This is a genomic window from Pararhizobium sp. LjRoot235 (assembly GCF_964254145.1).
GTDB lineage: Bacteria > Pseudomonadota > Alphaproteobacteria > Rhizobiales > Rhizobiaceae > Pararhizobium.
Genome location: NZ_CAXUSP020000001.1, coordinates 1,867,884 through 1,886,453 on the forward strand (window position 1 = coordinate 1,867,884; position 18,570 = coordinate 1,886,453).

General features: G+C 60.8%; 18 protein-coding genes. 11 read left to right on the forward strand and 7 right to left on the reverse strand.

The window, feature by feature from the left end:
• Window positions 1-56: 56 nt before the first annotated feature.
• The 7 genes from ACSQ2Z_RS08875 to ACSQ2Z_RS08905 all read left to right on the forward strand — a co-directional run bounded on the left by ACSQ2Z_RS08875 (window position 57) and on the right by ACSQ2Z_RS08905 (window position 5,745).
• Entirely contained in the window at window positions 57-701 is a 645-nt protein-coding gene (locus tag ACSQ2Z_RS08875) for a DUF47 family protein (protein ID WP_436080862.1), read from the forward strand.
• Complete coding sequence (locus tag ACSQ2Z_RS08880) at window positions 701-1,705, forward strand: anion permease (protein ID WP_436080863.1); 1,005 nt, start codon at window positions 701-703, stop codon at window positions 1,703-1,705. The genes ACSQ2Z_RS08875 and ACSQ2Z_RS08880 overlap by 1 nt, the downstream gene beginning before the upstream one ends.
• A gap of 203 nt (window positions 1,706-1,908) precedes the next feature.
• Window positions 1,909-2,664, forward strand: coding sequence for a fumarylacetoacetate hydrolase family protein (locus tag ACSQ2Z_RS08885; RefSeq protein WP_436080864.1), 756 nt, complete (start codon window positions 1,909-1,911; stop codon window positions 2,662-2,664).
• 173 nt (window positions 2,665-2,837) lie between these two features.
• A complete protein-coding gene (gene panC / locus ACSQ2Z_RS08890; protein WP_436080865.1) occupies window positions 2,838-3,713 on the forward strand; it encodes a pantoate--beta-alanine ligase in 876 nt (291 codons plus the stop codon).
• A gap of 2 nt (window positions 3,714-3,715) precedes the next feature.
• Entirely contained in the window at window positions 3,716-4,537 is an 822-nt protein-coding gene (gene panB, locus ACSQ2Z_RS08895) for a 3-methyl-2-oxobutanoate hydroxymethyltransferase (RefSeq protein ID WP_436080866.1), read from the forward strand.
• A 177-nt stretch (window positions 4,538-4,714) separates the two neighbouring features.
• Window positions 4,715-5,431: an AzlC family ABC transporter permease gene (locus ACSQ2Z_RS08900; protein WP_436080867.1), complete on the forward strand. Its 717-nt coding sequence runs from the start codon at window positions 4,715-4,717 to the stop codon at window positions 5,429-5,431.
• A gap of 2 nt (window positions 5,432-5,433) precedes the next feature.
• The gene (locus ACSQ2Z_RS08905; RefSeq protein WP_436080868.1) at window positions 5,434-5,745 is read left to right on the forward strand and encodes an AzlD family protein; all 312 of its coding nucleotides are present in this window, start codon (window positions 5,434-5,436) and stop codon (window positions 5,743-5,745) included.
• 203 nt (window positions 5,746-5,948) lie between these two features.
• Here ACSQ2Z_RS08905 and ACSQ2Z_RS08910 read toward each other — a convergent pair whose 3' ends face one another.
• The 5 genes from ACSQ2Z_RS08910 to ACSQ2Z_RS08930 form a co-directional block, all read right to left on the reverse strand.
• The gene (locus ACSQ2Z_RS08910) at window positions 5,949-7,784 is read right to left on the reverse strand and encodes an aminopeptidase P family protein (protein ID WP_436080869.1); all 1,836 of its coding nucleotides are present in this window, start codon (window positions 7,782-7,784) and stop codon (window positions 5,949-5,951) included.
• A gap of 537 nt (window positions 7,785-8,321) precedes the next feature.
• Entirely contained in the window at window positions 8,322-9,200 is an 879-nt protein-coding gene (locus tag ACSQ2Z_RS08915; protein WP_436080870.1) for a 50S ribosomal protein L11 methyltransferase, read from the reverse strand.
• 73 nt (window positions 9,201-9,273) lie between these two features.
• On the reverse strand, window positions 9,274-10,404 hold the full coding sequence (locus ACSQ2Z_RS08920) for an FAD-dependent oxidoreductase (RefSeq protein ID WP_436080871.1): 1,131 nt from the start codon (window positions 10,402-10,404) through the stop codon (window positions 9,274-9,276).
• A gap of 19 nt (window positions 10,405-10,423) precedes the next feature.
• Window positions 10,424-11,023: an SCO family protein gene (locus ACSQ2Z_RS08925; protein WP_436080872.1), complete on the reverse strand. Its 600-nt coding sequence runs from the start codon at window positions 11,021-11,023 to the stop codon at window positions 10,424-10,426.
• Window positions 11,024-11,125: 102 nt separating this feature from the next.
• Window positions 11,126-11,377 carry a hypothetical protein gene (locus ACSQ2Z_RS08930; protein WP_436080873.1) on the reverse strand — a complete coding sequence of 84 codons (252 nt, stop codon included), beginning with the start codon at window positions 11,375-11,377 and terminating at the stop codon, window positions 11,126-11,128.
• 173 nt (window positions 11,378-11,550) lie between these two features.
• On the opposite strand from ACSQ2Z_RS08930, the gene ACSQ2Z_RS08935 reads away from it, so the two are divergent.
• The 3 genes from ACSQ2Z_RS08935 to pncA all read left to right on the forward strand — a co-directional run bounded on the left by ACSQ2Z_RS08935 (window position 11,551) and on the right by pncA (window position 14,804).
• Window positions 11,551-13,527 (forward strand): methyl-accepting chemotaxis protein, encoded by a 1,977-nt coding sequence (locus ACSQ2Z_RS08935; RefSeq protein ID WP_436080874.1) that lies wholly within the window; start codon window positions 11,551-11,553, stop codon window positions 13,525-13,527.
• A 2-nt stretch (window positions 13,528-13,529) separates the two neighbouring features.
• Complete coding sequence (locus ACSQ2Z_RS08940; protein ID WP_018326507.1) at window positions 13,530-13,994, forward strand: chemotaxis protein CheW; 465 nt, start codon at window positions 13,530-13,532, stop codon at window positions 13,992-13,994.
• Between the two features lie 180 nt (window positions 13,995-14,174).
• Entirely contained in the window at window positions 14,175-14,804 is a 630-nt protein-coding gene (gene pncA, locus ACSQ2Z_RS08945) for a bifunctional nicotinamidase/pyrazinamidase (RefSeq protein ID WP_436080875.1), read from the forward strand.
• Between the two features lie 5 nt (window positions 14,805-14,809).
• On the opposite strand, the gene ACSQ2Z_RS08950 is transcribed toward pncA, so the two are convergent.
• Both ACSQ2Z_RS08950 and ACSQ2Z_RS08955 read right to left on the reverse strand, forming a co-directional pair.
• Window positions 14,810-15,313, reverse strand: coding sequence for a CreA family protein (locus tag ACSQ2Z_RS08950; protein ID WP_436080876.1), 504 nt, complete (start codon window positions 15,311-15,313; stop codon window positions 14,810-14,812).
• Window positions 15,314-15,402: 89 nt separating this feature from the next.
• Window positions 15,403-16,656 carry a diguanylate cyclase gene (locus tag ACSQ2Z_RS08955; RefSeq protein WP_436080877.1) on the reverse strand — a complete coding sequence of 418 codons (1,254 nt, stop codon included), beginning with the start codon at window positions 16,654-16,656 and terminating at the stop codon, window positions 15,403-15,405.
• A gap of 680 nt (window positions 16,657-17,336) precedes the next feature.
• Between ACSQ2Z_RS08955 and ACSQ2Z_RS08960 the strand changes: the two genes are divergently transcribed.
• Window positions 17,337-18,485: a DUF2778 domain-containing protein gene (locus ACSQ2Z_RS08960; protein WP_436080878.1), complete on the forward strand. Its 1,149-nt coding sequence runs from the start codon at window positions 17,337-17,339 to the stop codon at window positions 18,483-18,485.
• Window positions 18,486-18,570: the final 85 nt, after the last annotated feature.

An 18,570-nucleotide genomic window follows, 5' to 3' on the forward strand; every position in this document is an offset into this window, starting at 1 on the left:
TGAGGCCTGTCAGCTATGACAGTTTCGTGACAGTGGCGAAGACGGGTGATTAAACAATGCTGGGTTGGTTTCGCAAACTCCTGCCGCGCGAAGACAAGTTCTTCGAACTTTTCGATGCGCATTCGCGCGCTGTGGCCGGCGCCGCCGACGCGCTGAAGGCGCTGCTTGCAGGCGAGGGCGATCATGATGCGCATTGCAATCGCATCATCGCCTTGGAGGACGAGGCCGATGGCATCACACGCGAGGTGATGCTGGCCGTCCGTCGCAGCTTCATCACACCGTTCGACCGCGGCGACATCAAGGATCTGATCCAGTCGATGGATGACGCCATCGACATGATGCACAAGACAGTGAAGACGATCCGCCTGTTTGAGCAGAAGAGTTTTGATCCCGGCATGCGCGAGATGGGCGCCCTCGTCGTCGACGCCGCCCGGTTGATCGCCGAGGCAATCCCGCTGCTCGATCGGATCGGCACGAATGCGCCGCGCCTTAGCGCCATCGCCGAAGAAATCACACGCGTCGAGGGCCGTTCCGACGAACTGCATGAAGAAGGCCTGAAGGACCTTTTCCGCCGTTACGGCACGTCGAATCCGATGGCCTACATTATCGGTAGTGAAATCTACGGCGAGCTCGAGAAGGTTGTGGACCGCTTTGAAGACGTCGCCAATGAAATCAGCGGCATCCTGATCGAGAACGTTTGATGGAGGCCACGCTCGCCTTTCCGCTACTCGCGGGTCTGATCGGCATAGCGCTGTTCTTCGACTTCCTCAATGGTCTGCACGATGCGGCGAATTCGATCGCGACGATTGTTTCGACACGCGTGCTAAGGCCGCAATATGCTGTGATGTGGGCGGCGTTCTTCAATTTTATTGCCTTCCTGTTCTTCGGCCTGCATGTCGCCGAAACCCTCGGCAAGGGAATTATCGACCCGGCGATCGTCAATCCGCAGTTGATTTTCGCCGCCTTGATGGGGGCGATCATCTGGAACATCGTCACCTGGATCTTCGGCATCCCGTCGAGTTCATCCCATGCGCTGGTCGGCGGATTGGTCGGTGCGGGCCTTGCGAGGACCGGTGGCGATGCGATCGTGCTCAGCGGCCTGTTGAAGACGGTTAGCGCGATCTTCCTGTCGCCGATGATCGGGTTCTTCCTGGCGCTCATGCTCGTTCTGATCGTCTCGTGGATTTGCTTGCGCCAGACCCCGTTTGCCGTCGATCGCAGCTTTCGCGGCTTGCAGTTCATTTCAGCCTCGCTCTATTCGCTCGGCCATGGCGGCAATGACGCGCAGAAAACCATGGGTATCATCGCGGTCCTGCTGTTCAGCCAGGGCCATCTCGGCCCGACCTTCCACGTGCCGTTCTGGGTGGTGATCTGCTGCCAGTCAGCCATGGCGCTCGGCACGCTCTTCGGTGGCTGGCGGATCGTCCATACGATGGGGTCGAAGATCACCCGGCTCAATCCGATGCAAGGGTTTTGCGCGGAAACAGGCGGCGCTATCACGTTGTTCGGCGCCACCTGGCTCGGCATCCCGGTCTCGACGACGCACACGATCACCGGCGCCATCATCGGCGTTGGCGCTGCAAGACGCGTCTCTGCAGTGCGCTGGGGGCTTGCCGGCAATATCGTGATTGCCTGGATCATCACGCTGCCGTCGGCGGCGTTAATTTCCGCGCTGTTCTATTTTGCAGCAGGCCTGCTGGGCTAAACGAATCGTTTCGCCGCCCTGCGGTCGGCTTTGCATGTCGACGGCTGCACGAGGCCAGTACATTTTCCGAGCGGTAACCGCGAGGGATTTCCTTCTCAGACGATGGCGCAAATTCGACGCGACACCCGCCGTCAAATAGTGTCCTATGGGTGCAGGCGACCGCAGAGCCGCCGCTTTTGAACGGAACCGAGGAACACCAATCCATGAAGCTTGCTACCTTGAAGGATTCGACCCGGGACGGAAAACTCGTCGTGGTATCGAAGGATCTGACGCGCTGCTCGGAAGTCGGCCATATCGCCCGCACGCTGCAGGCGGCGCTGGACGACTGGGCGCACGTCGCGCCCCGGCTGCAACAGGTCGCGGTCGGCATGGAGAGCGGCTCGCAGCCGACCATGCGCTTCCACGAAAATGATGCGGCTTCGCCGTTGCCGCGCGCCTTCTTCTGGGCCGGTGGCTCCGGCGGCTTTTCCGGGCCGCGCAATACCATTCCGCTTGCGGATGATGCATCTGGCATCACTGTCACCGCGCAGGTCGCCGTCATCACCGACGATGTCGAGGCGCAGCCCGCCAGCGCCGATGCGAAGGGCGCTGTTCTTCTTGTCCTCCTCGCCAGCGATATTTCGGTTGGCAATGCGACGGCAGTGTCGACGTTTTCTCCGGTCGCCGTCACGCCTGACGAACTGGGCGAAGGCTGGAATACCGGCGACCTGGCACTGCTCGTCCGCCGCAACGGCAGGGCTCTCGACGGCGGCGAGATCGGCAGGAAGGAGGCGGCGGAGATCGTCGCCAAAACCGCAGCAATCCGCCCGCTGATGGCTGGCAGCATCGTTGGGACGGGTCTGTGCAAGACATCCTGCCCCCTTTCCATCGGTGATACCGTTCGCATCGAGATGAACGATCGGAGCGGACATTCCATCTTTGGCGCCATCGAGCAGATGGTGGAAACGCGCCGCAAATGATTGTCACGGCACGCCGGGACCCTATTTCCGGGTAGGCAATTCTTGAATTGTCTTTTTGCACTGCACACGTTAGGGAAATCGCGCCGGATTTTCACGGGAGCTCTCGTGAATATCCGGCAAGAGCCAGCCGCCATGCCTAAGGCGGCAGCCTTGACGGATTGGAGGATCCCGGGATGGAAACGATTACCACGATTGCAGAGTTGCGCGCGCGCCTTGCGGATCACCGCCGTGCCGGCAAGACCATCGGCCTGGTGCCGACCATGGGTTATCTGCATGTTGGCCATATGGAACTGGTCCGTCGCGCGAGGGCGGAAAACGACATCGTCGTCGTCAGCCTGTTCGTCAATCCGCTGCAGTTCGGCGCCAATGAAGATCTGGCGAAATACCCGCGCGATCTCACGCGCGATGAGGACTTGCTCATCAAAGGCGGCGCCGATTTCCTCTTTGCGCCCGGCGTCTCCGACATGTATCCGCGGCCGATGGAAACGGTGGTCGATGTGCCGGCGCTCGGCGGCGAGCTCGAGGGCTCCGTCCGGCCCGGCCATTTCGCCGGCGTCGCCACCGTCGTCACCAAGCTCTTCAACATCGTCCAGCCGGACCGCGCCTATTTCGGCGAGAAGGATTTCCAGCAGTTGCAGATCATTCGCCGCATGGTCGAGGATCTGGCGCAACCGGTCGAGATCGTCGGCGTTACCACCGTGCGCGAAGCCGACGGGCTCGCCTGCTCGTCGCGCAATGTCTACCTGACACCCGCAGAACGGACCGCAGCGGCGATCGTGCCGAAGGCACTCGACGAGGCCGAACGGCTCATCGCCGGCGGGCTGACGGATGTCGCAGCCCTCGAAAAAGCGGTGACCGATTTCATCGCTTCGGAGCCTCTGGCAAAGCCGGAAGTGGTTGCCATTCGTGATCCGGAAACACTGCACACCGTGACGGAAATCGGCGAAAAACCGGTTCTTCTGTTGCTTTTTGTCCGTTTCGGGAGCACGAAGCTGCTCGATAACCGGGTTTTCACGCCGAAAACCGCAAAATTTGCAAAGGTGGCGTAAGCATGAGTGTACAGGCAATGAAGCGTCGCCTGAGCCCCGGCAATATCGAGGCGCTCAAGGGCGAACGGCCGATCGTCAGCCTGACGGCCTACACCACGCCGATCGCCCGGCTGCTCGATCCGCACGTCGATTTCATGCTGGTCGGCGATTCGCTCGGCATGGTGCTTTACGGTTTGGATTCGACCGTCGGCGTTACCCTCGACATGATGATCGCCCATGGCCAGGCCGTCATGCGCGGCTCGGAAAAGGCTTGCGTCGTCGTCGACCTGCCTTTTGGTTCCTACCAGGAGTCCAAGGAACAGGCCTTCGCCACCGCAGCCCGCGTTCTGAAGGAGACCGGCTGCAGCGCGGTGAAGCTCGAGGGTGGCGCGGAGATGGCCGAGACGGTCGATTTCCTCACCCAGCGCGGCATTCCCGTGCTCGGCCATATCGGCCTGATGCCCCAATTCGTCAACACGATGGGCGGCTACCGGTCAGTTGGCCGCAACGACAAGGAAGCAGCGAAGATCAGGCGCGATGCCAAGGCGATCGACGATGCGGGGGCTTTTGCCATCGTCGTCGAGGGCACGATCGAACCCCTGGCGCGCGAGATTTCGGCGGAACTCAGAGCGCCGACCATCGGCATCGGTGCGTCGCCGGCCTGCGATGGCCAGATCCTCGTGTCGGACGATATGCTCGGCATCTTCAGCGACTTCAAGCCTCGCTTCGTCAAGCATTTCGCCGAGCTGGCACCGCAGATTTCGGCGGCTTTCGAGGCCTATGCCAATGAGGTAAAGGCGCGGACCTTCCCCGGTATCGAGCATACGTTTCAGGTCAAGCGCTGACACGCGTGGCGGATCGGGCGCTGTCCCGGTCCGCTCTGATCAGAAAATTGGATCACTACATCAATCTTATTGAATTGTTCCCTGGCCGGTCACGGCCTATCTGTGCGTTCCATCTCTCACACATCTCGGGAGGCGTCGTTTGGCCTTTGGTCGCCGTCGTTCCGGAAAGTTTCCTTCATGACCAAAGACCGTTTCTGGCAGGGTGTTCGCGGCGGTTTTCCCGTCATGGTGTCGGCGTCCCCGTTCGGCGCGTTGTTCGGCGCGCTTGCGGTCGACAATGGCTTCTCGGTTTTCGATGCGGTGTTGATGAGCGCCACGCTCTATGCTGGCGCTAGCCAGATGGTCGGCATCGAGCTGTTCGGCCACAAGGTCCAGCCATGGCTGATCGTGCTTTCGATCTTCGCGGTCAATTTCCGCCATATCCTCTATTCGGCATCGATCGCCCGGCATATCCGGCATTTTTCCGGCGTGCAGAAGGTTGTCACCTTCTTCCTGCTGGTCGATCCGCAATACGCCGAAACCGAGAAGCGGGCCGAACGCGGCGAGCCGATAACCTTCAACTGGTATCTCGGCTTTGCGATGATCATCTACATACCTTGGCAGATCATGACGCTGCTCGGGGCGATCTTCGGGCAGATGATCGGCGAGCCGCGTGCGGTCGGTCTCGACGTGCTCTTGCCGATCTATTTCATGGGGCTGGTTCTCGGTTTCCGCAAACGGGACAACTGGTTGCCGGTCGTCGCCGCCAGTTCGCTCGCATCCATTGCGGCCATGCATTTCGTTGGCTCGCCGTGGCATGTCAGCATCGGCGCGATCGCCGGCATCCTGCTTGCCTCCTGCCTGCCGCTGCCGAAACGGCATGAAGAGCCGGTCACATTGGAACACGAGGTCTGATCATGGATAGCTCAGACCACATGCAACTGATCTACATCATCCTCGCGGCCGCCTTCGCGACCTTTCTCACCCGCATCGGCGGCTATGTTATGATTACGCAGATGAAGCGCATCCCGCCGCGCATGGAGGCGGCGCTGAATTCGGTGCCCGCCGCCGTGCTCTCGACCCTGGTTGCTCCCGCCTTCGTCCGTGGCGGCTTCGATGTGGCGGCCGCCATGCTCGTTGCCCTCGCCGTCGGTTTGCGCGTTTCGTCGCTCTGGATGCTGGCCGTCGGCTGGCTCGTCGTCATGGCGATCCGCTATTTGACCGTGTAGGAAGCAAATCACTTCAGGCTCGCCCCTCATCCGGCCCTCTCCTTGTTTAGGAAGAAGGTCGCCGCTTGTCCCTTCTCCCCGTTCTGACGGGGAGAAGGGACAAGCGGCGACCTTCGTTATCCCCTCTCCCACTTGCGGGGAGAGGGTTAGGGTGAGGGGCAATCACAAAACTTTCGTGTCGCGTGATCCAGCTTTAGGGATTTTTAACGCTTCAGCGGCGCCGTCGCCTCTTTCAACCACCCCAGCACTTTTTCGTCCGAGATTAGCGGCGACAGCTTTTCGCGCGTCTCGGCGTGATAGGCGTTCAGCCAGGTGAGTTCGTCGTCCGTCAGCAGGCTGGTAACGACAAGACGACGGTCGATCGGGCAGAAGGTGAGGGTCTCGAAGCCGAGCATCGGCAGGTCGCCGCCCTCGATCGGGCTTGGCTCCAGAACATGGACAAGGTTTTCGATGCGGATGCCGAAGGCGCCGGGGCGGTAATAGCCGGGCTCGTTCGACAGGATCATGCCGGGCAGCAGTTCCTGCGTCGAAGCGCGGGAAATACGCTGCGGGCCCTCATGCACCGAGAGATAGGAGCCGACGCCGTGGCCGGTGCCGTGGGCATAGTCGGCGCCCGCCTTCCAGAGCGCGATGCGGGCCAGCGGATCGAGATCGACGCCGCGCGAGCCCTTTGGGAACCGGGCAACGCTGATGGCAATCATGCCCTTCAGCACCAGCGTGAAGAAACGCCGCTGTTCTTCCGGCACTGTGCCGATTGCCACCGTGCGGGTGATGTCGGTGGTGCCGTTGATGTATTGGCCGCCGGAATCGATCAGGAACATCGTGCCGTCGGCAATCGCCAGATCGCTCTCCGTCGTCACCCGGTAGTGCATGATCGCGGCGTGTTCGCCGGCACCGGAGATGGTGTCGAAGGAAATGTCCTTGAGCGGGTTCTGCATTCGCTCGCCGACGGCTGAGCGGCAGGCTTCGAGTTTTTCGACCGCGGCAATTTCGGTGACGGTTCCGGGTCGCATACCGTCAAGCCACGCCAGGAACTCGGCCATGGCTGCGCCGTCCTGCAGATGGGCGCGGGCGGAGCCTTCGAGTTCCGCTGCGTTTTTCCGGGCGCGGCGCAGGCGGGCGGGGTCGATTGCCTCGATCACCGTGCCGCCGCTGATGCGGATGCGCTCGGCGAGCGCAAACGGTGCATGCTCCGGATCGATCATGATCTTTGCGCCGGTCGCAGCGAGCGCTGCGACACGATCGTCGAACGAGGCGGGAGCCTCGAGGCTCGAAAGCTGGGTGAGATAGGCTTCCTCCTCGATTCCTGTCTTGCGCTTGTCGAGGAACAATTCTGCCTTGCCATCGGCGTGAACAATGGCGCGGGCCAGCGGATGTGGCGTGTGCGGCACGTCGCTACCACGGATGTTGAAGGTCCAGGCGATCGACGAGGGGTCGGTCAGCACCACGGCGCTGGCATCTGCCTTGGCTACTTCCTGCGCCATCGTCTCAAGCTTGTCCTTGGCAAGCACCCCGGCGTGATCCAGCGGCTGGATCTTGACCCGGCCGAGCGGCGCTGCGGGCCTGTCAACCCACTGCCGGTCAAGCGGATTGTGATCGAGGAAGATGAGTGTTCCGCCTAGTCCCTCGAGTGCCTTCTGGAGCTTGCGCACCTCGGCGCCGGTGTGCAGCCATGGGTCGATGCCCAGGCGGAAGCCTTTTTTGCCATGGTGTTCAAGCCAGAGATGCGGCGGTTCGCCGACCAGATCGCCGCCTTCGAAAACGGTGCCGTCCACCTGTTCTTTGAGTTGGGTGACGTAGCGGCCATCGACAAAAACAAGCGCCTGCTCCTGTGTAATGAGCGCGATGCCGGCGGACCCGGTGAAGCCGGTCAGCCACGCCAGCCGTTCGGCTGATTTCGGCACATATTCGCCCTGGAATTCGTCGGCGCGCGGCACGAGGAAGCCGTCGATGTTCAGGCCGGCGAAGGCGGCGCGCAGCACATTGACGCGTTCCTTGCCGAATTGCGGGGTGGAGGTGACTTCGAAAGATTGGAACATGGATTTTTCCTGCGAGGATGTCCGAAGAGGGAGCCGGTGGCCGGGATCACGCCGCGCAAAGTGCAGGCTGATTCCTGAAAGGTGCCGGTACTCTAGCGGAAACAAACGGCGCAGCGAAAGCCCGTGTTTTCTTGCTCAGCTTTTTGATGACTTCCAGGTTGCCCGCGGTGGTTTGTCGTAATTATCATACTTATGCGTCGTGCGCATGGCTCCCATGCTGCAATGCACCTAGACCCGTTTCAAAAATAGTCTATAAACCCGCTCAACGAACACGGACGCAAATCTGTTGTTCACGCGAATGCCGAAAGGCAAGAGCTGCATGATCCGAGAATGGTTGGTCATCCTTCTCCTCCTCCCTCCGGGTGGCCAATTTTGGATCATGAAGAGTCCGCTTGAGCGCTCCTCCTCCTTAAGCTCGCGGACATGGCCGGCTTGCCGGTCAGCGGGCGGTGCTTCGGCATCGCCTTTGTTTCGAAAACCCGCTTGTCCCTAACGGACAGGCGGGTTTTTCGTTTTCCGGACGTTGAATGTCAATTCTCAGGGACGGTCGAGATGGATCGTCACCCAGCCGTTGCGCCAGATGGTGCGGACATGGCGCAGATGCTGGCCATTATAAGCGGACAGCACCTTCCAGCGCTGCGATGCCAGAATGCCCGACAGGATGACCGAGCCGCCCGGTGCCAGATGGCCAGCAAGCTGCGGCGCCATTTTGATCAGCGGGCGGGCGAGGATGTTGGCGATGATCAGGTCGAACGGACCATGCGTGGCGAAGGCCGGTGAGTGGAAGCCGGGGGCGGTGACCGTGGTGATGCCGGTGGAGATGCCGTTGCGGCGCACATTCTCGGCGGCGACCCGCGTCGCGATCGGGTCGATGTCGGTTGCGAGAACCGGGATCGGCTTCAGCTTGCGCGCGGCGATCGCCAGGACGCCGCTGCCGGTGCCGAGATCGAGGGCATTGCGAACCTTGCGGGCGCGCATGACTCTTTCGATGACTTCGAGGCAGCCCGCCGTCGTGCCGTGGTGTCCGGTGCCGAACGCCTGGCCGGCATCGATCTCTATGGCGATGTCATTGATGCGAACCTTGTCGCGGTCATGCGAGCCGTGGACGAGGAAGCGGCCGGCGCGCACCGGCGACAGGCCCTCCAGCGATTTGGCGATCCAGTCGACATCGGGAATGACTTCCCGCTTGATCGTCGCATCGGGAAAGTGCGCCACGATGACGTCGCTCAAGCGGGCCCGCATCTCGTCTTCTTCGTCGAAATCGATGTAGAGCGACGCCTCCCAGATGTCCTTCTTTTCGTCCATCTCCATGGTGGCAATGGCGTAGCCGTCATCCTCGAACGCTTCGGTCATCAGGTCCATGATGACTTCTGACTGCTTTTCGGTCGTGGTGATGAACAGGCGAAGGTCGCTCAATGTCTTTATCCTTGGTCGGCTGGACGGCTTGCGCGGCTCTAGCATGCCCGCCGATCAAAGGTAAAGCGCAGGCCTATCTGGCGTCGGGAATCCACGGCGGCGGCGGCGTGTCCTGGCCGGAAACATTGCGCAGCGCTGCCGCCGTGAAACCGGGTATTTGGTTCAACAGCGGCATCAACAGCTTACGCACGCCGGTCAGGAGAGGATTCTTCAGGGTGATGAAGGCGGTGTAGCGCCGCGTGTCCCTGAGCACGGTTTTGACGACGGGCATTCTCAGCTTGGAATAATCCCGTTCCCGTCCTTCGGAAATCAGCCAGGCGAGCCAGCAGGCATCTTCGATGCCGAGGTTCATGCCACGGGCGCCAGCCGGTGAATGCACGTGCGCGGCGTCGCCGGCAAGAAAGACATTGCCGCGGCTCATCGTTTCGACATGGCGGAAGCTGACGGTGAGGTCCGATTTCCACGTCCGCTCCAGCACCGTGGCCGGATGCTCGATGCGGGGTTCGAAATCCTCGATCGTCGACACATAACGCAGCCTGTCTTCGCATACCGGCAAGCGAACGAGCACGCCTGGATTGAGGAGGTTCATTTCGGCGAAGCTGGTATCGACCGGCTGGACATAGCGGTAATCGGCCAGGAAGAAACGGCTTTCGATCGCATAGCCTGGAAAAGCGAAGCCGCAGGCCTTGCGCACGTCGGAATGGGCGCCATCCGCGCCGATCAGCATGTCCGGCAGCACCGTCTCTGTTTGGCCATCCGCGTGCCGCAGCATGACGATCGGGCTCCGGACATCGCCGGAGACAGCCTGAACTTGCGTTGACCGCTCAGGCCTGATGCCGAATACCGACAATCGCTGGAGCAACAACCGTTCCGTTTCGCCCTGTGGCAGGGCATAGATCGGACAATAGGGGCCTCGGAATGTCTCGGTGTCGATCGTCAGCAGCAACTTGCTTGCAGAGCAGATCTTGAATTTGGTCAGGCGCCGGGCCTTGGCGAGGACCAGGGCGCTGGCGCCGGAGGCCTCCAGAAGCGTCATGGTCCTCGCATTGACACCCAGCGCCCGGCTTTCATTGATTGGTGCCGGTCCCGCGGCCCTTGAGACCAGACGTGGGCGGAAGCCACGCCGCGCAAGTTCGAGCGCCAGAGCAAGTCCGGTCGGCCCCGCACCGGCAATCAGAATTGACTTTCCGGTGTGTTCCCCCATCAGCTCCTCGCGGCGATCATTATGTCTTCAGCAGATTTTCCAGCTTCTTGACCGCGGTGTCCGGATTTTCGCCGTAAGCGATCGTGCCGGTGAATTTGCCTTCGGAATCGAGAAGGAAAACGGAGGCGGTGTGGTCCATCGTATAATCGCCGTCCGGCTTCTTCTCGTCCAGCGGGATTTTCTTGGCATAGACCCGGAAACCCTTGACCATCTCCATCACCTTGTCCGGCGGACCGGAAATGCCGATGATACGCTTGGAAACGTTCGAAACATATTGGCCAAGGACTTCAGGCGTGTCGCGTTCCGGATCGACGCTGATGAAATAGGCCTGCAGTCTGGTGCCGTCTGGATCGACCTTTTCCAGCCAGCCGTTCAATTCGAACAGGGTCGTCGGGCAGACTTCCGGGCAGTGCGTGAAGCCGAAGAACAAGGCTGTCGGCTTGCCGGTGAAAGCCTTTTCCGAGATCGGCTGACCGGTCTGCGAGACGAGCTGGAACGGCACGCCGAAGGGTCCGACCGCCAGTTGATCCTTCGACGTGGTCAGCGCGTAGGTCCCATAGCCAAGTATGGCCGCGGCTACCGCAACGACTGCCCAAAGAACAATGCGAAGTGCTTTCATGATGATGTCCGGTCCATTTAACCAATCCTGATGACCAGATAGACCTTCAGGCCGGACGTTGCAAACGTTCGGGTTGCCAGCGTCAATTTGCGGCAGGCAGGATTAGAAACACCAGGAAAGGCCGTTTTCGGCCATGGCCAGGAATATCTCCGGTCCCTGGACGATCCATCCGAGAAAAGCGGCAAGCAATAGAATGAGGCCGCCGCCGGCAAGCGCGGTGACCATCAAGGTTTGCGGGTGCTTTTTCACATCGTGTTGCATGCCGCCATGATACTTGGGCGGGCTGAAGATTGAAAGGCCGGGATGGCGCGTTTCCAGCCTCTTCAGCGTAGTCGAATAACGAGAATTCAGCACTCATTTTAGCAAATGTTTAATTTGTGTTTGCCATGTTCTAAGCGCGTGGAGGGGTGCTAAATCCCCTTGCCGACATGACGTCGCCGGTTTGCCTGAGTCCGGTTTCCCGCATCATCGCTCCCTTTGTCTGCGCGCGATGCTCGCTGCCGCACTCACGAATTGGATACTGCCGTATGACGTCTGCACCACTCGACCGTAAACTTTCCGTCAGCCAGCGGCTCGGCACCCTGGGTTTCGCCGCCTTCATTGGCTTCGGTTCGATGCTGGCTGTCGGCTGGTATCAGAATTCGCATGTCAACCAGGCGCTCGACAAAGCCATTACCGCGCAGGATGCCATCAAGAACACCGCCGTCATGCGGCTTGCCAGTGTCGAACTGACCCTGGTGGCGATGGATACGATCGTCGATCGCGAGGAGCGCCAGGTCGCGCCGGAGCGGTTGAAGGCGGTCGCCGATTTCATCTCGGTGCTGGAGGCGGGAAAGCCGGCGGCAATGGAATTGGCCGCATCTCTCGGCAAGCCGGAGATGATGGCAACGTTTGATGCCGATCTCGCCGAGATAACCAAGGCTATCCAGGTGGACCTGAAGAAAATGGTGGAAGAGGGCGCTGTTGCCGATGCATACGGCGCGATCGACGATACGATTGACGGCGCCGGCGAGCGCATGGCCGTAACGCTTGGGAAATTGTATGAAGAGGCTGGCTTGGCGCTCGGTGCGCGCGTCGCCGACGCAACCGCTCGCTCGCGTGAATCCCTCCAGTTCCAGATCGCCGTTGGGCTCCTTGCCATGGCGTCGCTCATGGGCATGCTCTATTTCCATGGGAACATCCTTCGCCGTGGCATTTTCGCCGTGCGCGACAGCATGCAGCGCATCCTGAAAGGCGACTACGAAACCGCAGTTGATGCGGTCAACCGACGCGACGAGATCGGTGACATGGCCCGTTCCGTCGAGATGTTCCGGGCTGCCGCCGTTGAAAAACGCGATCTTGAAAGGACGGCAGCAACAAGCCGCAGCGAAAATGAAGCTGAGCGCGCGACCAGTGAAGCAGCCCGCGCTGAAGAGGCGCGGCAGGTGCAGTCCGCGGTCACAGCACTTGGACAGGGCCTGAACCGGCTCTCTGAAGGCAATCTGACGGCAACGATCGACCAGCCGTTCCGCGGGGATCTCGAAACTCTGCGCCAGGATTTCAATCACACGGTCGAGAAGCTGCAGAGCGTGCTTGCCAGTTTCCGCGATAACAGCAGCTCGATCCAGTCCAACAGCCAGCAGATGCGCGGCGCCGCCGACGATCTTGCCAAGCGGACGGAACAGCAGGCGGCTTCACTCGAAGAGACCTCGGCGGCGCTGGACCAGATCACCGTCACCGTACGCACGGCTACCCAGCGTGCCGAGGAGGCGAGCCAGATGGTCGGCGAGACGCGCACCAACGCCGAAGAATCCGGCCGTATCGTTCGCGAAGCGGTCGAAGCCATGGCCCGGATCGAAAACGCATCATCCGAAATCGGCAAGATCATCAATGTGATTGACGAGATCGCCTTCCAGACCAACCTGCTTGCGCTGAATGCCGGTGTCGAAGCCGCCCGCGCCGGTGAAGCCGGCAAGGGCTTTGCCGTGGTAGCGCAGGAGGTGCGCGAGCTCGCCCAGCGGGCAGCGGGCGCTGCCAAGGATATCAAGGTTCTGGTTGGGCGCTCCAGCACCGAGGTCGGAACCGGTGTTCGACTGGTGCAGGAAACCGGCCAGGCGCTCGGGCGCATCGGCACGGATGTGGTACGCATCAACGAGCACATGACGTCGATCGTGATGGCCGCCCGCGAGCAGTCGACCGGTCTTCAGGAAATCAATACGGCGATCGGCCAGCTGGATCAGATGACCCAGCAGAATGCGGCGATGGTCGAGGAAACCAATGCCGCCAGCCATACGCTCGCACAGGATGCCGAAGGCCTGACCGCGCTGATCGGCCAGTTCAAGCTCGGCGGCGGCGCGTTCGCTCCGCAAATCCGTCAACCGGTCCGTGTTGCCACATCGGCCACCGCGCGCCCCGCGCCATCTCCCGCCAAGGCCCTGATGGGCAAGCTGGCGGGTGCCTTTAGCAGCCCCGCGTCGTCCGTGCCGAAGGCATCGGGTTCCGCCGAAAACTGGGAAGAGTTCTGATCATGTCAAACGCAATCAAGCAGTCCGGTGCCTATCTCGAAATCGTTTCGTTCCACCTGGGTGATCAGGAATTCTGCATCGACATCATGGCGATCCGCGAAATTCGCGGCTGGGCGCCCGTGACTCCGATGCCGCATACACCGCCCTACGTCCTCGGCCTTATCAACCTGCGTGGCGCCGTCATCCCAGTCATCGACATGGCCTGCCGCCTCGGCATGAAGATGACCGAGCCGTCCGAGCGCTCGGCGATCATCGTCACCGATATCGCCGGCAAGCTGGTCGGTCTCCTGGTCGAGCAGGTCTCCGACATGATGACCATCAAGAGCGAAGACCTGCAGCCGGCGCCGGAGATCATTCCGGAGGCACAGCGTGCCTTCTGCCGCGGCATCGTGGCACTGGAAAAGACCATGGTCTGCTTCCTCAACCTCGATACCGTCATTGCCGACGAACTGGCGCAGGCTGCGTGAGCTGATATCTGCAAATTGGCAGGCACCGCGCGGGAAACTGCGCGGTGTTTTGCTGCGTTCGTGATAGATTGGTCGTTGGCAGAAGCCGGCTGGTTTTTCCCGACACTCCGTTTATTGTGCGATGCGAAATACGGGCGCCGTTCTCTGCCCGAACCTCTGTTGCAATGATGGGAGACTGCCGTGCGATGCCTTCTGCTCGTCGATATCCAGAATGGCTTCTGCTCGGGGGGAAACCTTGCGGTACCGCATGGCGAGGATGTGGTGCCGGTCGCCAACCGGCTGATCGCCGAAGGCAAGTATGATCTCGTCGTCGCCTCGCAGGACTGGCACCCGGCCGATCACGGCAGCTTTGCCTCGCAGCATCCCGGAAAGAAGCCTTTCGAGATGGGTACGCTAAACGGCAAGCCGCAGATGTTGTGGCCGGATCATTGCGTCCAGGGGACCCGCGATGCCCAGTTCCATCCCGGCCTGAATTTCGGCGGCATTGATCACGTGCAGCGCAAGGGGGCGAATCGTGAGGTCGACAGTTACTCCGCCTTTCGCGACAACGATCACGCCGCGCTGACAGGACTTTCGGGCTACCTGACCCGGGCACGCGTCGGCACCCTCGATATTTGCGGCCTTGCGACCGATTATTGCGTCAAGGCCTCGGCGCTTGACGCGAAGGCGATGATGCCCGGCGTTAACGTCCGGTTTATTGCCGATGCAAGCCGCGGCATCGATCTTTCCGGCGTGCAGGCCGCAATTGCCGAAATGGCGGCGGCAGGTGTTCGCATCATGACGTCCAAGGATGTCTTTGCCGAGCGGTAGTGCTGCTACTTCGGCGCACCGTTCGTCCATTTCACCGGCTGACCGAAGAGCGGAACGGTCGAGATCGACATCTTGGCGGAACCGTCGGTCAATTCGCGCGAATGGGCGAGGTAGATCAGGGTATTGTTTTTCTTGTCATAGATCCGGTTGACGACGAGTTTCTTCCAGATCAGCGAAAGTCCCTCGCGAAAGACTTCCTCCCCCTCCAGGCCGAGGTCGATATCGCCGATCGTCACCGGCCCGGTCTGGCGGCAGGCGATCGAGTTGTTGGAGGGGTCCTCGAACCAGTTTCCCTTTCTCAGACGGTCGATGACGCTGCGGTCGAAATAGGTGACGTGGCAGGTGATGCCGGTGACCTTGGGGTCGCTGACTGCGTCGACAACGATGTCGTTGCCGAGCCAGTCGACGCCGACCTCGCCGACGGTTTCGGCCTGTGCGGGCAGGGATGCAAGGCTGGCCGCGAAAAGGGCACAAGCGCTGAGAAGGCAAAGGCGAAGGGGAAGCGGCATTGATTGTTCTCCATAGGCGGTTTCCCTCACATAGGATGGCCGCTTGGCAATGCAAGCCGCAGTGGACAGAACCGCTGGCAACGTCAATCTCAGCCAACGTTTGACAGGGGCTGTGCAGAGGTAACCGTCATGGCTGCTGCCGCGCGCATCTGCGCAGCGGCTCCTGCAAGCGCCCGGGCGCTGGCTGAGGAAGCCGCTCCAAGGCTATCGGCAATACTCAACCGGTCGCGTCCCATCGCCTTGGCTTCGTAGAGCGCCACGTCCGCCTGCATCATCAGATCGGCCAATGCGCCGCCGGACTTGGCGATGGCGATGCCAATGCTGACCGTCAGTGCGATAGTCATGCCTTTGCCGGCGCTGGCCGGCGTTGTCCTGACAGCCGTGCAGATGGCTTCCGCGACCGCGATCACTTCCGTGCGGCCGACGCCAGCCAAAACAATGCCGAATTCTTCGCCACCCAAACGCCCCAACATACCGCGCCCGGCAAGCGTCTGTTGAGCAATCCTGGTAAAGTGCCCAAGCGCCGCGTCGCCGCCGGCGTGGCCGTGCTGATCGTTGATCTGCTTGAACCGGTCGAGGTCGAGCAGCATGAACGCCGTCTGGCGGCCGGAGCCGGAGGCGGCGTGAGATATCCGCTCGCATTCGGCCATGAAGGCCCGCCGCGACAGGGCGCCCGTCAGTTCGTCATGCGCGATCAAATGACGAAGATTGGCGATCATCCAGCCGTGCAACAGCAGAACGACGCCTAGCAAAAACAGCGGCATCATCAGTTGACGGGCAGCCACAAGCGCCGTTACCCACATCTGCGGCTCGACGGCACTGCCGAAATCTGTGGTGGCGGCGATGGCGCGAAAGGCATTCAGGGCAGCCACTGCGAAGGCGGACACGCAGCAGAACAGCACATAAGGTGCGATCGCCCGTTGCCTCGACCAATGGCGCATGATCATGATGCCAGTGAGGAAATAGATCAGCCCCGCCAATCCGGCACTGAAAGCGACGCAGACATCCCGACTTTCGAACAGGTGGCTGAAGAAACCAAGGATGATAGCCATACAGGCAAGGGTTGCAACGAGCAGCGGCAATCTGAGCTGTTTTCGCCCCAGGAAGCCACGAAAACCGTTCAAGGCGGCCAGAGACGCAGCCACCGTCAGCGTTGAATCGGCCATAACATCGAACCAGGGGGGCGCAATCGTCGATGTAAGACCGGCGCCGGCGGAAAGCGTCGAAAGAACGCATGCGAGGTAAAAGCTGCCAACTCCCGGTACACCGCTCTTGCGTAATAGCAGCAGCACGGGAAGCATCACCGCAAGGGCAATGACGGCGATGGCGGAAGGGAAGCTCATAGGCGTGGATTCCTGCCGGGCGGCGCTGAAAATGGTTGGGTCCGTTTGCGCGGATAAGCCCGAATTCGTAGTTGCGGCGCTTTAATTTTTTTGGCTGAAATTCGCTGCAATTTTATTCAAACGGGACAACACCTAGCGATTTCCACCGCCATTCGCGCAACGGCGGACAGGGATGCCGCGCTCTACCGCCGATATAGGTATTGCAAGTTTGCATGTGCATTATCGGCAAGGTGCCGGATGCGCACGCCGCACGAACCGAATACCATTTTGAGTGGCCTGAAACTTTCGGCGGGGCCAGAACGAATACGGTAAGGCCGAGAAAAACCCCGCTATCTCCACAATATCGTCAAAAATAAAGGGTCTGAGACCAAACGCAGGCGACTGCCGAGCCTCGGCTCGGTGCTGGCGTTGATGCAGCCATGTGTCCGTTGGACCGCAATATCCCTGGCGGCGAGGGTACAATCTTCGTCGCCTTTTCTATTCCGCAATGCTGTTCGTCCTCCCGCATCGATATTCGCGGGGTCAGCGTAAAGGAATTGGTTACCATACTTTGTCATTCTTCTGATCGATCGGCATGCCCGGGAAAGCGCAGAGTTTGGCGCCCCTCAAGCATTGGACCGGCCTCCTCGGCAATGCGTTCCGTTGCCTTCGGATTGTGTAATGCGTTTTGGGTAACGAGTATGATGGCGTTCGCGGTCGAAAAGTTCAGTCATGTCGCCTCATCCGGGAAACCGGCAGGCCGCTCGAAAAAGGCGCATTCGCTCGTCTCCGGCGCGGCGTTTATCGGCGTCGGCATCGCCGCTTCGATCTGGGTGATCGCGACGTTCGCGGCTATGCAAACCATGGGGCCATCGCTGTCGTCAGACAAACAATCTCGTCTGGAGGCCTCCCTGGGGCTCAACCCGATCGTGCGCGCTGCCTCACAGCAGCGCGTCGTGCGGCTCAACAAGTTCTCGCGGCTGACAGTCCTGCCGCGTATCCATCTGGCCTCCACGCTTGTGCCACAAAAGAGCATTGCGGCCGTTGCGCTGACGAAGCCCCCTGTCGATTTCATCGAAAAGACGCAGGTTTTGGCGCTGGCGAAGGCGGCTGCGGCGAGGGATGACGGCGTAATCACCGGCTCGACGCCCGTGATGGCCAATGCGCTCATCGAAAACGTTTCGCTCAAGCAAGGCTTGGGCAAGCCGTTCAGCCTCGTGATGCAGGAACCGGCCTCATCGCTGAATGGCATGCTTCCCGACTTGGGGCCGCTGCCGCTCTCCAAGCCGAAGAGCTTCGCCGACAGCGCCCGTAAGCCAGCCGATGACACCAAGCCGGTGACCAAGGAGCTTGCCTACGCCAAGCCGGGTCTTCCTATGGACGAGGAGGACGACGTTCGTCCGACCTTCCGAGGCCGCAAGGGCATTGCCTATTTCGATCTCTCGGCCGGCGTGGTTTACATGCCGAACGGCGAGAAACTCGAGGCGCATTCCGGTATTGGCAAGATGCGCGACAATCCCGCTTATGTGCATGTGAAGATGAAAGGTCCGACGCCGCCCGGTACCTACAAGGTGACAATGCGTGAGTCTCTGTTCCATGGTGTCGAAGCCGTACGCCTGACGCCGGTCGCAGGCACGGCGCAGCATGGCCGCGACGGCTTTCTCGCTCACAGCTATCTGCTCAGAAACCGTGGCGATTCGCACGGCTGCGTCGCCTTCGCCAACTATCCGCGCTTCCTGAAAGCCTTCAAGCGCGGTGAAATCTCGCAGATGGTCATCGTCAACAATATGAAGGGCGGCTTCTCCTCGCCGAAGAAGACGCTAGCCTCGCTGTTTTCCAAGGGTGTATAAGCCGTCGCTTTTTTGCGGCCGGATCACCCCACGCGGATCACGAGACATCTAAATTACATTGTGCTAATGTTGCCCCTCTCGAGGA

Excerpts from the sequence above, each read along its gene's own strand:
- ACSQ2Z_RS08950 (WP_436080876.1), bottom strand. The coding sequence starts at position 15,313 with ATGCCGCTTCCCCTTCGCCTTTGCCTTCTCAGCGCTTGTGCCCTTTTC.
- ACSQ2Z_RS08900 (WP_436080867.1), top strand. The coding sequence starts at position 4,715 with ATGACCAAAGACCGTTTCTGGCAGGGTGTTCGCGGCGGTTTTCCCGTC.
- ACSQ2Z_RS08875 (WP_436080862.1), top strand. The coding sequence starts at position 57 with ATGCTGGGTTGGTTTCGCAAACTCCTGCCGCGCGAAGACAAGTTCTTC.
- ACSQ2Z_RS08910 (WP_436080869.1), bottom strand. The coding sequence starts at position 7,784 with ATGTTCCAATCTTTCGAAGTCACCTCCACCCCGCAATTCGGCAAGGAA.
- ACSQ2Z_RS08940 (WP_018326507.1), top strand. The coding sequence starts at position 13,530 with ATGTCAAACGCAATCAAGCAGTCCGGTGCCTATCTCGAAATCGTTTCG.
- ACSQ2Z_RS08960 (WP_436080878.1), top strand. The coding sequence starts at position 17,337 with ATGATGGCGTTCGCGGTCGAAAAGTTCAGTCATGTCGCCTCATCCGGG.
- ACSQ2Z_RS08885 (WP_436080864.1), top strand. The coding sequence starts at position 1,909 with ATGAAGCTTGCTACCTTGAAGGATTCGACCCGGGACGGAAAACTCGTC.
- panC (WP_436080865.1), top strand. The coding sequence starts at position 2,838 with ATGGAAACGATTACCACGATTGCAGAGTTGCGCGCGCGCCTTGCGGAT.
- ACSQ2Z_RS08905 (WP_436080868.1), top strand. The coding sequence starts at position 5,434 with ATGGATAGCTCAGACCACATGCAACTGATCTACATCATCCTCGCGGCC.
- panB (WP_436080866.1), top strand. The coding sequence starts at position 3,716 with ATGAGTGTACAGGCAATGAAGCGTCGCCTGAGCCCCGGCAATATCGAG.
- ACSQ2Z_RS08955 (WP_436080877.1), bottom strand. The coding sequence starts at position 16,656 with ATGAGCTTCCCTTCCGCCATCGCCGTCATTGCCCTTGCGGTGATGCTT.
- ACSQ2Z_RS08935 (WP_436080874.1), top strand. The coding sequence starts at position 11,551 with ATGACGTCTGCACCACTCGACCGTAAACTTTCCGTCAGCCAGCGGCTC.
- ACSQ2Z_RS08920 (WP_436080871.1), bottom strand. The coding sequence starts at position 10,404 with ATGGGGGAACACACCGGAAAGTCAATTCTGATTGCCGGTGCGGGGCCG.
- ACSQ2Z_RS08880 (WP_436080863.1), top strand. The coding sequence starts at position 701 with ATGGAGGCCACGCTCGCCTTTCCGCTACTCGCGGGTCTGATCGGCATA.
- ACSQ2Z_RS08925 (WP_436080872.1), bottom strand. The coding sequence starts at position 11,023 with ATGAAAGCACTTCGCATTGTTCTTTGGGCAGTCGTTGCGGTAGCCGCG.